The 15,101-nt window shown below is 60.0% G+C and carries 8 protein-coding genes; 5 read left to right on the top strand and 3 right to left on the bottom strand.

Annotated elements, in window-relative coordinates; translation table 11 throughout:
* Window positions 1-36 precede the first annotated feature (36 nt).
* Both O9320_13085 and O9320_13080 read left to right on the top strand, forming a co-directional pair.
* Window positions 37-3,069, top strand: a complete 3,033-nt coding sequence (locus tag O9320_13085; GenBank protein ID MCZ8311779.1) for a DEAD/DEAH box helicase family protein — start codon at window positions 37-39, stop codon at window positions 3,067-3,069.
* Between the two features lie 251 nt (window positions 3,070-3,320).
* The gene (locus O9320_13080; GenBank protein MCZ8311778.1) at window positions 3,321-5,930 is read left to right on the top strand and encodes a site-specific DNA-methyltransferase; all 2,610 of its coding nucleotides are present in this window, start codon (window positions 3,321-3,323) and stop codon (window positions 5,928-5,930) included.
* Window positions 5,931-6,265: 335 nt separating this feature from the next.
* On the opposite strand, the gene O9320_13075 is transcribed toward O9320_13080, so the two are convergent.
* The 3 genes from O9320_13075 to O9320_13065 all read right to left on the bottom strand — a co-directional run bounded on the left by O9320_13075 (window position 6,266) and on the right by O9320_13065 (window position 10,479).
* On the bottom strand, window positions 6,266-6,502 hold the full coding sequence (locus O9320_13075) for a hypothetical protein (GenBank protein MCZ8311777.1): 237 nt from the start codon (window positions 6,500-6,502) through the stop codon (window positions 6,266-6,268).
* Between the two features lie 84 nt (window positions 6,503-6,586).
* Window positions 6,587-8,470, bottom strand: a complete 1,884-nt coding sequence (locus O9320_13070) for an ATP-dependent helicase (protein ID MCZ8311776.1) — start codon at window positions 8,468-8,470, stop codon at window positions 6,587-6,589.
* Window positions 8,471-8,472: 2 nt separating this feature from the next.
* A complete protein-coding gene (locus O9320_13065; GenBank protein ID MCZ8311775.1) occupies window positions 8,473-10,479 on the bottom strand; it encodes an AAA family ATPase in 2,007 nt (668 codons plus the stop codon).
* A 945-nt stretch (window positions 10,480-11,424) separates the two neighbouring features.
* Here O9320_13065 and O9320_13060 point away from each other — a divergent pair.
* The 3 genes from O9320_13060 to O9320_13050 are packed head-to-tail and all read left to right on the top strand — an operon-like array spanning window position 11,425 to window position 15,064.
* Window positions 11,425-12,594 (top strand): hypothetical protein, encoded by a 1,170-nt coding sequence (locus tag O9320_13060; protein MCZ8311774.1) that lies wholly within the window; start codon window positions 11,425-11,427, stop codon window positions 12,592-12,594.
* The gene (locus O9320_13055; protein MCZ8311773.1) at window positions 12,591-13,100 is read left to right on the top strand and encodes a DUF6521 family protein; all 510 of its coding nucleotides are present in this window, start codon (window positions 12,591-12,593) and stop codon (window positions 13,098-13,100) included. The genes O9320_13060 and O9320_13055 overlap by 4 nt, the downstream gene beginning before the upstream one ends.
* Window positions 13,100-15,064 carry a DUF3732 domain-containing protein gene (locus O9320_13050; GenBank protein MCZ8311772.1) on the top strand — a complete coding sequence of 655 codons (1,965 nt, stop codon included), beginning with the start codon at window positions 13,100-13,102 and terminating at the stop codon, window positions 15,062-15,064. Before O9320_13055 ends, O9320_13050 begins: the two co-directional genes overlap by 1 nt.
* Window positions 15,065-15,101 lie beyond the last annotated feature (37 nt).

Below are 15,101 nucleotides of genomic sequence, written 5' to 3'. Positions count from 1 at the left end.
GTTGAGGCTTCGATTCATGCCAGGGCGCCGGATAAGATGACGGACGATTTCTTCAGTCAGCCTATCGTCAATTCGCCCTATGCTCGCCCCGTCTACCATTGGCAGCTCGACGAGACGGGCCAGCCGACCAACACAAAAATCGCCGCCCGCCGCAAATCCGAGCTGATATCGCCGGTTCCGGCCGCGAAAAAGCAGAAGAGCAAAAGCCAAGCGGAGATGACGCTGGGCGATGCCGACGGCCTGTCGACCGCCGAGCAAGCGTATAATCCGCTTCCGATCATCAACGAGATCCGCCAGTTCGTGGACGATTGGCGTGCACTTCCCAACCCGAACCAGTGGCAGGTAACGCCGGAGACGGCGCGCCTGCTGCAGCATTGGCGTAGCCACGAATTCAACGGCGTGCGGCCATTTTTCTGCCAAATCGAAGCCGTCGAAACCGCAATCTGGCTGACCGAAGTCGCCCCCAAAGGCGGGGCTCGGACCGCCAAGTTCTGGGCGCATGTGAAGGGTGCAAACGCCGAAGCCAATCCCAAGCTGCTGCGGCTGGCGCTGAAGCTCGCGACCGGTGCCGGCAAAACCACCGTCATGTCGATGCTGATTGCATGGCAGACGGTCAATGCCGTGCGCCACCCGACCAGCAAGCTGTTTTCGCGCGGCTTTCTTGTCGTGGCCCCCGGCATCACGATCCGCGACCGGTTGCGTGTGCTGCTGCCCAACGACCCCGAGAGCTACTACAAAAACCGCGAGATCGTGCCCGGCGACATGCTGCCCGACATCGCGCGGGCAAAAATCGTCGTCACGAACTATCACGCTTTCAAACTGCGCGAGCGCATCGAGCTCTCGAAAACCGGCCGCGCTTTGCTGCAGGGCCACGGGTCGGCACTCGAAACGCTGGAGAGCGAAGGCCAGATGCTCCAGCGCGTGATGCCCGAACTCATGGGCCTCAAGCATATCGTTGTGCTCAACGACGAAGCCCACCATTGCTACCGCGAAAAGCCGAGCGACAGAAAAGGCTTGAAAGCCGAAGACAAGCTTGAGGCCGAGAAGAACAACGAGGCCGCGCGCCTTTGGATCTCAGGCCTCGAAGCCGTCGGCGCCAAACTCGGCATTCGCGGCGTGTTCGATCTTTCGGCAACCCCGTTCTTCCTGCGTGGCTCGGGCTACGCGGAAGGCACCTTGTTCCCGTGGACCGTCAGCGACTTCTCGCTGATGGACGCGATCGAATGCGGCATCGTGAAGCTGCCGCGCATTCCTGTCGCCGACAACATCACGGGCGAGGAACTGCCGATCTACCGGAATCTCTGGGAGCATATCGGCAAGGACCTACCCAAAAAGGGCCGCGACAAGAGCGGCAGCAAATACGACCCCAGCAAACTGCCAACCGTGCTGCTGACCGCCCTCGATGCGCTCTACGGCCACTACGAAAAAGTCTTCAAAAGCTGGCAGGACAAGAAAATCGAGGTACCACCGGTTTTCATCGTCGTGTGCCAGAACACGTCGATTTCGGAGCTGATCTACGAATACATGTCCGGCTATTGGCGCCCCGCACCGGGCGAGGCCGGCACATTCACGCCAGGGCATTTCGATCTCTTCGCCAACTATGCCGCCGACGGCGCGCGGATGGCGCGCCCCAATACGCTGCTGATCGACAGCGAACAGCTCGAATCCGGCGAAGCTTTGGATGGCAGTTTCCGCGAAGCCGCAAGCGACGAAATCGACCGCTTCCGGCGCGACATCATCGAGCGCACCGGCGACCAGCACGCCGCCGACAATATTTCCGACCAGGACCTTCTGCGCGAAGTGATGAACACGGTCGGCAAAAAAGGCCGCTTGGGCGAATCGATCCGTTGCGTCGTCTCGGTCTCGATGCTGACCGAGGGGTGGGATGCCAACACGGTCACGCATATTCTGGGCGTGCGCGCCTTCGGCACGCAGCTTTTGTGCGAACAGGTCGTCGGCCGCGCCCTGCGTCGCCAATCCTACGTGTTGAACGCCGAAGAAAAATTCAATGTCGAATATGCCGACATTCTCGGCATCCCGTTCCATTTCGCCGGCAAGCCGGTCGTGGTGGCACCGCAAGAAACGCAGAAATCGACGCGCGTGCATGCCGTGCGGCCGGATCGCGACGCGCTGGAAATCCGCTTTCCGCGCGTCGAAGGTTATCGCGTGGAACTGCCCGAAGAGCGCCTGACCGCGACTTTCTCGAAGGACTCGACCTTGCGCTTGACGCCCGAACTTGTTGGCCCGGCGCAGGTGAAGGTGCAGGGCATTGTCGGCGAGGGCATCAACCTGACGCTCGAACATCTCGACGATGTGCGGCCTGCAACGGTGCTGTTCCATCTGGCTAAACACTTGCTCTATGAAAAATTCCGCGATCCGGGCGAGCAGCCCAAGCTGCATCTGTTCGGCCAGCTCAAGCGCATCGCGCGCGAATGGTTCGACGGCGGCTATCTGGTGTGCGAGGGCGGCACCAAGCCAGGCCAGTTGCTCTATCGCCAGATCGCCGACCGCGCGTGCGAGAAGATCATGGCGGCGATCACGATCTCGCACGCCGACTCGAAGCCCGTGCGCGCGATCCTCGATCCCTACAATCCGACGGGATCGACGAATTTCGTCAATTTCACGACGACCAAAGATACGTTCTGGACGACCGGGCATAATCGCTGCCACTTAAATCTCGTCGTCTGCGACGGCGACTGGGAAGCCGAGCTCTGCAACGTAGTCGAGGACCATCCCAAGGTTCTGGCTTACGCGAAGAACCAGAATCTCGGCTTCGAGGTGCCCTATGTGATGGGCGGCGTGCCGCGCCGCTACATCCCCGACTTCATCGTCAAAATCGACGACGGGCACGCCGACCCGCTCCATCTAATCATCGAAGTGAAGGGCTATCGCGGCGAAGACGCCAAAGAGAAAGCCAACACGATGAAGGCCTATTGGGTTCCGGGCGTGAATAATCTCGGCAGCTACGGCCGCTGGGCATTCGCCGAATTTACGGCTGTCTACAAAATACGCGAGGAGTTCGCAGCACTCGTCGCAAGCCTTGCGCCCGCTTTGGCGCCAGCCGAATAGCCCCCAAGACCGGGCCGCAACCCGGTTGGAGACTTGAGACCATGCCCAAAAAGACGAAAGCCGAAGCCAAGGTCGAAGCGCTGACGCATGTTGCGGCCAAGCGCAAAAACATCCCGACGGCGGAGCTTGAAACCGTTGTCGATCCGGCGACCAAATCGCCGATCCGCGTTGCGTTCGAGCGGCGCAACAAGGATCTCGACCCGCAGCTTGTGTGGCGCGGCAAAGACGAGCAGGATTGGTCGGACCTCGTGGTGCCCGCCCCGCCGCTCTACATCCAGGAGAAGGTCCACCCGAAGGTCCTGATCGACGATCTGCTGCGCCAAAGCAAAGCGCGCAAGAAGGAAGCCGCCCCCGCAGCCCCCGACCTGTTCGCCGATTTCAACGGCCTGCCCGACAAAGAGGCCGCGACCGAGTTCTACCAGCACGACGCACATTGGACGAACCGGCTGATCGTCGGCGATTCGCTGCAGGTGATGGCGAGCCTTGCCGAGCGCGAAGGATTGCGCGGGCAAGTGCAGTGCATCTATTTCGATCCGCCTTACGGCATCAAATTCAATTCGAATTTCCAATGGTCGACGACCAGTCGCGACGTGAAAGACGGCAGCAAAGACCATATCAGCCGCGAGCCCGAACAGGTCCGGGCCTTTCGCGACACTTGGCGCGACGGCATCCACTCGTATCTGTCTTATCTACGCGACCGTTTGACGGTCGCGCGCGATCTTCTGTCCGACAGCGGCTCGATCTTCGTCCAGATTGGGGACGAGAATGTGCATCGCGTTCGAGCGGTAATGGATGAGGTGTTTGGCGAAGATAACCTAATAAGTCAGATTCAATTCAAGAAGACAGGTTATTCGTCTTCCGATTATCTATCGAATGTATTCGATACAATTCTTTGGTATGGCCGAAATCGCTCCAGCATTAAGTATCGCCCAGCATATGCCTTTCGCGGTTTAGCGGAATGCGATCCAGCCTTTTTCGATACGATAGAAATTTCCCCTGGGGTGCGTCGTCAACTCACTCGGGACGAAAAAGAAGACCTACGAACGATTCCGACAGACGCGCGTTTGTTGGCTCGAAATCCGTTAGTTTCGCCGGGTGTTTCAGCGACATCATCTTCGCCGATCGAGTTCCAAGGAAAATCTTATCCTTGTCCGCCAAATGCGCACTGGAAGACGACTCCCGAACGACTGAAGACCCTAGTTAAAGCCGATCGATTAATCGAAAAAGGCCGGGTACTGCGTATGGTTCGGTATCTCGAAGACAATCAACTAATGCCACGTACGAATCTCTGGACCGATACTGGAACTGGAGGCTTCGTCGGTGATGAAAGAGTCTATGTGGTACAAACTGACCAGCGTGCGATTGCAAGATGTATTTTAATGACCACCGATCCCGGCGACCTCGTACTCGATCCGACTTGCGGTTCGGGTACTACGGCTTATGTCGCCGAGCAATGGGGGCGACGCTGGATCACGATCGACACGTCGCGTGTTGCTGCCGCTTTGGCGCGTTCGCGCATTATGGGCGCGCGTTATCCCTTCTACCTGCTGGCGGACTCGCCTGAGGGCCAGAAGAAGGAAGCCGAGGTTACGCGCACCGCACCCAAGCAGGCGGCGACGCACGGCAATATCCGGCACGGGTTTGTGTATGAACGCGTGCCGCATATCACGCTCAAATCCATTGCCAACAACGCCGAAATCGATGTGATTTGGGACAAGTGGCAGCTCGTACTCGAGCCGCTGCGCACGCAGTTGAATGCGGCCCTCGCCAAAAAATGGGAAGAATGGGAAATCCCGCGCGAGGCGGATGCGAAATGGCCCGCCAAGGCCAAAGACGCGCATGCGAAATGGTGGGAAGCGCGCATCGGCCGCCAGAAGGAAATCGACGCGTCGATCGCAGCCAAGGCCGAGTTCGAATATCTCTACGACCGGCCTTACGCCGACGATGCGCGCGTGCGCGTGGCAGGGCCGTTTACGGTCGAAAGCCTGTCGCCGCATCGCGTGTTGGCGGTGGACGAGGACGACGGGCTGTTCGACGAAGGGGCGGCGGCAACTGCGCGGCAGGCTGGCGCGGGCGGCAGCCAAGAGGGGCCGGAATTCACGCGCGTGGTGCTCGACAATCTGCAGAAGGCCGGCGTCCAGCAGGCGCACAAGGAAGGCAAGATTGCCTTCACGTCGCTGCAGGGTTGGCCGGGCGGGGACTATATTTGCGCCGAGGGCCGCTATCTGGAGGGCGACAAGGAGCGCCGGGCGGGCATTTTCATCGGGCCGGAATTCGGCACGGTCGCGCGCCAGGATCTGGTGATGGCTGCGCGCGAAGCGGCCGATGCCGGTTTCGACATGCTGATTGCCTGCGCCTTTAACTACGACGCCCATTCGTCCGAGTTCGAGAAACTCGGGCGCATTCCGGTATTGAAGGCGCGCATGCATCCCGATCTGCACATGGCGGGCGAGCTCAAGAACACCGGGGCCGGCAATCTATTCGTGGTGTTCGGCGAGCCGGATATCGTATTCCACGACCGGCCCGGCAACGAGCTGGCCGTCGAGATTCGCGGGGTCGATATCTTCCGGCCGCAGACCGGCAAGGTCGAAACCTCGGAAGCCGACGAGCTGGCGCTCTGGATGGTCGATACGGACTACAACGGCGAAAGCTTCTTCGTGCGCCACGCCTATTTCCTGGGGGCCAACGACCCCTACAAGGCGCTCAAGACCACGCTGAAGGCCGAAATCGACAAGGAGGCCTGGGACAGCCTGCACAGTGCTGTCTCGCGCCCCTTCGCAAAGCCCAAATCGGGCCGTATCGCCGTCAAGGTCATCAACCATCTCGGCGACGAGGTCATGAAGGTCTATGGCGTGAAGTGATGCGGTCAGGCCAAAAAGTTTGAGGCCTAAATGGATGAAGCTCCGCCAGGGGCCGCGCCGATGAATGACCTCAGCTTTGTAGAGGCCATTTATCCTCCCGACGAGGTCTTCGTGCGGTCATGTCGGCGCGCGATGTAGCGGAGGCCCGTGTATCCATCCAATCGCCACGGCAGTTTTGCCAAAGGGTCCTCGCAGGTCGGCGCACCAGACGGCGAAGAGACGCCCAGCACGCGTGAGGATGGCAAGTTCGGCTTCTCGCTCGTCGATGACGCCGCTGAAGAATCCATCGACGTATTATTCTTCGTTCTGTTGCACGTCATTTTGAAGTGTTGGCTTCATAAATCTCCAGGATTTCGTTTCTTAACCGTACCTGAACGACAAACGAAGACAAGTGTCATAATCCGGGCTAGCCAGTCGTCTATTTCTTTCTGAGCAGGCCAGATCTCCCAGTCGGCTTGGTTCAAAAACTCGGTCAGGTCACTTGGCGCAATCAGGCGATGCACCCGCTCGAGCGGCACGATGAAGAACGAACTGTCCAGATATTCGAGAACAGGCGTTCGTTCATGCAGCATCTAGCCGGGAAACTGGCGATGGCCGCTGGCGACAGTTAGGTTGGCCCTATAGTGGCGCGGCGCGCCTGAATTGCCCCTACACTCTTATATTTCGATCTCCGGCACCCCGGCTTCGGTGAGCAGCTGATAGAGTTCAGCCACGTTGTTTCGCTGGCCGCGTTGTTGGCAGAAGGCAAAGATCGCGCGCTGTTTCGCCCGCGAAAGGGCGACGAAAAATGCGGCAACGCCTTCGGGATCGCCGGGGGTGTGGGCCCACCAAGCACGGTCGTCGAGGCCGACGAAGATGATGGTGTCGTATTCGAGGCCCTTGCTCTTGTGGACGGTCATCATCGGAATTTGATTAACACCCTCGAACGCATCTAGGCAGGCCGTCCAGTTCGGGGCACCATCGGCCGAAGCGAAGAAGTGGATGCAAAAAGCTTCGAGGATGATCTGAAGCAGGTCGCCAACGCCATATTCGGCATAGGTTCGGGCGATCGCTCCAAGATCCAGATATTCGAAAACCCGTCTGACGAAATCGGCAGCGCTTTGCCTCGACGGGGCGGTGGCCGCCATGTCTGTGCGCAAGGCCGTGAGAAATGCGCTTAGTTCTGCCTCGACCTTGGCCGCGCGCGCATCATCTTCAGGTCCGGTAGCGCGCAGCGACAGGACAGATGACGAAACCAGCTGCCATGCGGCCGGCGCGCGGCGTGTCGCGCCCAGGCGGAAGATCGCAATCGCGAGCCGGCTTAAGTCGTCGGAAAGCAAATCCTGAAGCGAGGTTTTGCCAAGGGTATGGCTCTCGTTGCGGATCCGCAAACCCTGAGCGGCGAAGGCTCCAGCGAGCTCGTGCTCATAATCGTCGGACTTCTGTTTCACGAGGAGCGCGTAGTCGCGCGGCGCGCGGGCGCGGGTGGCCATGTCGTTGGCGATCCATTGCGCCAAGTGGGCGGCTTCCGCCGCCTTGGTCTGGCTGGACCAAACCTGAGCCACGTCGCCATCAACCTGTCGGACGGTCTGAGCGACCGTGGCGACGGTGTTCGGATCGAGAGCGCGCGCGACGATGTACTGAATCGCGACTAGGTCCGGTGAGGAACGGAAGTTAAAGAGGAGGGGGAACCTTTCTCCGCCGAAATCGGCCTGCAGCCGCTGAAAGGCGTCCTGACGCGCGCCGGCGAAGACCATGATCCGCTGCTTGTCGTCGCCTACGCCGGTGATGATGGTTTGCCCGCCAGAGAACGCAGAATGCAGGAAGTCGTATTGCGCGTAGGTCGTGTCCTGAAATTCGTCGACGAACACGAAGGGATAGGTTGCGACGAGCGCCCGGCGGATGTGGGGATTGACCCGGAGTAGCAGCTCCGCGAGCCGGTTGATGCCGACGAAGGTGAGTAAAGAAGGCTGTCCTGGAGGAAGTTGCGTCGCCCACCAGCGGGCGATGGTGAACTCGCCGGCGTTTTGGGGCGCGATAGGCCCCATCGGCAGGCGGTAGCTGCCGACAATCTTGGCTTCAAAGTCGCTCGCACTGTAGCCGGCGATTTCAGCCTGCCATTCCGACGGCGCGCTGAGGCGGGCGAGCGTCAGGAAGCGTTCTACTGCCTTGCGCTTTGGGAAGGCAATTTCGTAGGGCCGGGTCGGGCGCCAGTCAGCGGGGATGGCGTTGAGAAAGCGATCGACCAGGCTCTTGGTGAAGGCGTCGAAAGTGACCGAAACGAACCGGTTGGCGTACTCTGGCGGACATCGCTGGCGGACGCGCGACGCGAGATTGTTGGCTGCATCTGTTTTGAATGAAATCGCCAGCACGCGGTGCGGCGCTCGGCAGAGGTCCGTCTCAAGCAAATAGTCGGCGCGTTGGGCCAGAAACTCGGTCTTGCCGGCGCCGGGGCCTGCGACCACACACGCTGAGCCGGCGTGGCGCAGGGCGTTCCACGCCGCCGGTTCGAGATCGTTAATGCCGCTCGGGCGCCAGTCCTCTGGCCGAATAAGGCGCATGTTCAGGCACCCTCGGGAGGCGGCGGGGTGAGACGAGCGACAATTGAAGTCATGAGTGCCCGCAGTTCCTCGGGAGCGGCGGCTGCAATGACAGCCGGGTCTTGTGCACTCAACACCCGAACGTGGGTGCTAGGCTTGCCGCGGCCCAAGAACAGATACCTATACCAGCGCATCAAACCGTCCTGGTCCGCAGCGTACAGGTGAGGCAGGCCGCCGTCGCCGAGAACAGCCGTGCGCGGCTCCCCCGTCGGCGAGGGCCCTTGGCGTCCGGGTTCGACGATCTGATAGGCGAGCGGGAGGGCCTTCAGCATCGAATAGTCGAGGTCGAGGGGCGTGCAGAAGAAGACATTGAACTCGCGCAGCCAGTTAATCCAGGTTGTGATATTTGCAGTGTCCTCTATCGGCAGAGCATCGAAAGCCGCCAGATTGGCGGCTGGCCCTTGGGGGTTAAGGTGCTGTCCGAAGATGGCTTGTGGCGTGACGTTGTTAGCGAGTAGTTGCGTGCAGGCCGTTTTGATACGTCCCCATCCACCCCCAGAACGTCCCCAGTCGAGATCCAGCAGGGTGGCGTAGGGAATGTCGAGATCGGTCAGTAGTCGCCAGAGGTGGTTTACATGCCGACCGCCCAGCGGAACGACCGCGACAAAGGATCGATCGATGTCGAGCCCCATCGCCTCGCCGAGACGGGGAAGAACGACCTCCTCGGACGCACCTTCTCCCAGCACGACGAAGCGCGCGAAATAGAGTTCGGGATAGGTCCGCACGGCCTCGCGAATGAATTTCGACGCCTCTTCCTCGCCGACGGGGAGATTGATCGGACGGATGCGGGCCGTTCGATCGTGCGGATTAAGTCGGAAGTGACGGACCTGCGTCGGATCCACCCGGGCGAGGATGCTTGGGGAATGGCTAGAGACAACGGCTTGCGCCTGCGGCGACTTCGTCAGGTCCTGTATCTGCCGGACGATGCGGGAGAGATAGAAGGGAGCGAGATTGTTCTCAGGCTCTTCGATCGCGATGAGTGTAAGCGCCGGTAACGGTACGCCGCCAGCGTGGAAGCCGGCCCCAGCAGGATCGGCGACGATCCCGGCTTCGACATCCAGTGTCGCCGCAGTCATCGCCAAATGAAAGAGCGACCTCTGGCCGTCACTCAGGTCATCGAGGGCTCGCTCCCGGCCGAGTTCGTCGGGGCGGAAGACCACCTCGACCTTCCGGATGAAATGCTCAAAACGCAGATCGAGCGGACGAAACACTGGCGTCGTGTCGGTCCCGGCTTTGTAAACTTCCTGCCACCGCCGTGTAACCGCTGCGGCGATCACATCGACGGCCGGCTCCCCGGCGAAAGCGCCGTTCAAGGCGGCGCTGGCATTTGTGAACGTGTCGCGGACTCCTTGCGACCAGTTGATGGCGCGCCACAGCCTGCCGCGCAGAAAGGCCGTCACCTGGGAGGCGCCGTCCCGCGTCGCTGGCACGTAGATCATTTGGATCCGCGCCCGGTCGGCAGCCTTCAACTCGGTACAATCAGCGTCGGTGAACGCCCCGAAAGTCCTGACCGCCCAGTATTTCTGTTCAATCGCACCATCGAGCGAACCGTCATCGGTCCATGTCGCTTCGAGACGCAGGCGGCATTTCAGCTTGCCCGCCTCGTCAGTGGCCATCTGGTGGAAGAATTCCGGAATTGCCGCGCCGCCGGTGCCGTCGGCGTCCAGTTCGGGAAAGGCGATGATCGCCTCCAGGACGAAGTTTCGCTGAAGCGGGGCGGCAAGCTCGGCGGCAGGGACGTGGAAATCTTGGCGCCGTAGGCGTCGCTGATCGCCGGTCACGCCGAAGAGGCGTTGCAGGGCCTGCATCAGGGCCGTCTTCCCCGCACCGTTGACGCCGACAAACGTGGTGAGGTCGGAGGTGAGGTCGACGCTTGTCGCTTCAGGTCCGAAGCAGCGGAAATTTGTCAGCCTGAGCCGCTCAATAAACATTTTAGCTGGCCTCCCGTTATTAGTGGCCGATCGCGTCAAGTTTTCCTCGATACGCAGTCGCGGCCTTCCATGATTTCGGCACTTATACTTCATCGATCAGTATAAGGTGCGCTGAAGATTTAAGATTCGAGACGCACTAGGCGCTGTTTACAAAGTTCTTGATGCCTGAATCGAACCTTGGTTCAAGAATCCTCTTTGTAGAGGAAGCGTTCTTGGGCCGGGGTGATCTGAGCGAATCTGAATGGCGTATATTGAAGGATCTCTTGCCGCCCGAGCGTGGCCGCAAGAACCGCCCAGCATCGGATAATCGGCCCACCATCAATGGCATTCTCTGGCGGACATGCACGGGTGCCCCTTGGCGCGACGTGCCCGAGAAATACGGATGTCACGAGCACGTTCAAACTGACCCAGGGAGCATGTTGGAACTGACCCACCCGTCATTGTTTCGTCACCGGATTGGAGGTGGCGATGTTGACGGCGGAGGGGACACTGCCCCGAGCTTCAGGTGCAGTTTGGGGAAGTCGTAGAGTCCACGCGCAAGCCGGCGGAGCTGTTTGCCTTTCACCAGCCGGGATAGGGCCTGATCGACAGACGGGCGAGCGGCAACCGTGAGGAAATCGCTGGGCGTGAAGACGCTGGCGCGGACGCGCTTTATGAACAGGTCTGAAACAGAGGCGGCTATCTCTTTCATGCGACTTTAGGATAAGGTATCTTTTTCTGACATTCAAGGGGGGGCGAGGAGCCTCCCGCAGTTTAGTTGGAGGATGGGTAGAGCTCACGACAGCGTTGTGGATCGGAGATCCTCTGCTATCCCTTAACAAGCTCATGGACGCGACCGGCGATACGGCTTCACACTGAAGCTGACTTACTCAACCGGGATCAGGGTGCGGAATCTGAAAACTCACTTGTGCGGAGCGTGCTATAGCTTAACCATCTACATATCCGACCGAGCGAGGGCGTAATTAAGATTGAAGGGGGGCACATTTGAACGTCGAGATAAAACCAACGAAGCATAGTGCTCCAGGGCAATATCTCGGCTTTGCGCTTCAGCCCGTACGGGCGTTCTATCACCTGCTGACCGCGCCCAAAGGTGCCAAGGTTGCACTTGAGCTGCAAGACGATGTCTCAGTCCATTACGCCGATGGCAGTGTTTGTCTTGAGCAGACGAAGAGCGCCTTGAAGCAAAATCCCATTTCGGACTGGGACGAAGACCTTTGGAAGGCCTTCGATAACTGGCGGGTCATGCTTGATGCCGGGCAGTGCGAGGCGGCATCCACCACTTTTCGGCTGTACGTGACGCCCGCGAAGAAAGGCACCTTCGCGGAGGCGTTGTCTGCGGCCGCGTCCGACGAAGAGGTTGATGCCACACTCGCCGTCATCAAGGCGAAGCTCGATAAGAAGAAGACTCCGCCAGCTAGCGCGGCCAAGGTGTTGGCGTTGCTCGATGCGCCCAAGGACCATCGCCATGGTCTCTTCCGGAATTTCGAACTGAAGGCGGAGGCGGACGATCCACTGGAAAGCATCAGGGATCGTCTTCGACCGACGATTGCCGAGGCCCATATCGACATCATCGTCCGCTCCGGCATCGGCCAAGCGAAACAGGCGATAGATCGACTAATCCAGCGGGGCGAAAAGCCCATCCTCGATGCGGAGGCCTTCCGCCGCGATTTCCATGCCTTCATACGCCAAAACAACCTGCCTGGCCTGCTGGTATCGCTCAGCGAGTCGCCCGATGACAAGCTGATCGTCGGCATCGCCGCAGCCCGGCCGGTGTTCGTGCGGCAGCTCGAACTCATCGAGGCGACCGAAGAGGACCGGCTTCGCGCCGTCAGCGACTATCTTCGCGCCTCGGCAGACAAGGCCGATTGGGCCGAGCGTGGCGAGATATTTTCCGGCAGCCTGGACGGTTGGGACGAAGATCTACTTAAGAAGTACGGCATGGCTAAAGGCGACGTCGCCGATCTGCACGGGGAGAAGGTGGCGGCGATCCAGGGCCGGCTGATTTACCGTCAGTGTGCTCAGCATGTCGCCCCCCTCGAAGGGCGGGCGGTTCCCAGTCATTTCGTTCACGGCAGCTTCAATGACCTAGCCGATCGTCGTCGCCTTGGCTGGCACGGCGATTATCTGACGCTGCTGGAAGGGGATGGCGAATGACGGCCTTATCTACCTTAGGGCTCACCGAACTCGATATCGTGCAGAATCCTGCGATCGGCGCTTATCTGATCTGGCAGTTCACGCTGGGCTATCAGGAAGACGGTGCCCAAGCGGCAGAGATCCCAATGGCGTTCCTGGTGCTGCCGATGCTTCTGCATCGGCAGACGTTCGATGAAGTGGCATCAACGCGAAAGTCGTCAGGCCTGCCGCTGTTCGCGGTGAAGTTCGAAAAGGAGCGGGAAATCCTGATGGGCATTCATGGGCGCGCGATCCAACTGCGGCCGCTCAGCCTTCAGTCGATCGGCGTGGCCGCGACATCGAAGCTCGTTCGGATCGATTACTGCACAGCCCAGCTCCGCGGATATCCGCTCGATCTTCTCAACGCCGCCAAACCGAGATTGCCCGAACGACTGAAGCGATTTGCGGCGGCAGCCGATAAGCTCGGCCACTGGTTCTCCAGGCTCGGTCTGGCGCAGGTGGCCTCGACGCTGAGGGTGGATTTCTAATGTATTTTCAGATACGCAAACTCATCCTTTGGCCCCGGCATGACGGCGAGCCACGCATTGTCGAGTTCCACCCGGGCGTCGTGAACGTTATTAGCGGTGCGTCGAAGACCGGCAAGTCCGCCGTGATCCCCATTATCGATTACTGCTTGGCGTCCGATAAATGCGCCATACCGGTCGGTGTTATCCGAGAGAATTGTAGCTGGTTCGGCGTGCTCATCGACACGGTCGAGGGGCAGAAGCTGCTGGCCCGGCGCGAACCCGGCGACAAGCAAAGCACCAGCGACATGGTGATGATCGAGGGGGCCGAGGTCGAAATCCCGGCACACATCGAGGACAAAGGGACTACCACGCAGGTTGTCAAGGCGATGCTCAACCGGCTCGCGGGTCTCACCAACCTCGATTTCGAGCCAGAGGTGGATTCGAACTTCAAGTCTCGGCCGAGCTTCCGCGATCTCATGGCCTTTACCTTTCAGCCACAAAACATCGTCGCCAACCCCGACGTCATGTTTTTCAAGGCTGATACGACCGAGCACCGCGAGAAGCTCAAGACAATCTTCCCCTACATCCTACAGGCGGTGACGGCGGACATCCTGCAGGCCCGGTATGAGTTGGACCGGCTGTCGCGTATTTTACGTCGACGGGAGAACGATCTAAAGGCTATGGTGACAGCCGCCAATGTATGGCGGATGGAGGCGCAATCCTGGCTCCGGCGGGCGATCGAATTCGGATTGTTGCCAGCCAACCAGATTATCCCGACGGACTGGCCGGAAATCGTCGATCTGCTCCGCAGAGTCGTCGAAGCAAACGGGGATGTCGCGCATCCCACCCTTGCCGGTATCGACACCGCGCTCGATCGGCTCCAGGCGCTTCGAGCCGAAGAGACCGTGGTTGCCACCGAGCTGACGCGGCATCGCCAGCGTCTTAGCGAGCTGCGCCGCCTGTTGGAAAGCAGCGACATCTACGGCAGCTCGCTCCGTATTCAGCGCGACCGCCTCGCGCTGTCCGACTGGTTGCAAAAGCTTTCCACGGAAGCTGAAGCGAGCGAGCCGGTCGCGCTCATATCGAACGGCGGCAAGCAGAAGATCGACCAGCTCACGAACGCACTCGCCTCGATTGAGGTTCGGCTTCGGACCCATCCGAGCGTGTCCGACACGCTGGACCGCGAAGTGCTTCGTCTCCGCGCGGCGGCAGAAACGCAGCTCGTCCGGCTCAACGAGATACGTCGAGAGATCGGCGTGCTCGAGCGGGATTCGAAGGCAGCCAAGCAGGCGATCGACCGGTTTAACCGTATGGAGCGCTTCCTTGGCCGTCTGGAACAGGCGCTCGAGCTATACGACCGCACCGACCAATCCGCCGACCTGCGGCAGGAAATTGACGCTCTCAAGGCACAGATCGCCGAGCTACAGCGCAAGGTTTCTGAGACCGAAATTGCAAGAAAGTTGCGCAATGCAGTCGACAGTATCGAGGCGACGACCGGACGCCTGATACCCCGCCTAGATGCGGAGTGGCCCGATGCGCCGGTACGGCTCATGATCCCCGATCTCACAGTCAAGGTCATCAGGGGTACGCGCGACGACTACCTCTGGGAAATCGGCAGCGGCGCCAACTGGCTGGCCTATCACGTCGCTCTGACGCTAGCCCTCCAAGTCTTCTTCCTTGACCTTCCGCATCATCCCGTGCCGGGTCTCCTGATCTATGATCAACCCAGTCAGGTCTATTTTCCGCGGCGGACTGCCGGAGATACCAGCGCGGACCCTGTGACTTGGCGTGATGAAGATGTAGTCGCGGTGCGAAAAGTCTTTGCGCTTCTGGGCGAGCAGGTATCGGCTGCGCGGGATCGGTTGCAGGTCATCGTGCTCGACCATGCCGACGAGGATGTATGGGGCGATTTGCCCAACGTCATTTTGGCCGAGGAATGGCGCGATCGTGCGTTGGTGCCATTCGATTGGCTTGAAGAGGAATGATCTCGGAACTGCTTTAGAGAATTGTAATCTGCCGCAT

It is taken from the genome of Magnetospirillum sp., from assembly GCA_027532905.1.
Taxonomy (GTDB): Bacteria; Pseudomonadota; Alphaproteobacteria; order CACIAM-22H2; family CACIAM-22H2; genus Tagaea.
This window is presented reverse-complemented; position numbering and strand designations above follow the sequence as displayed.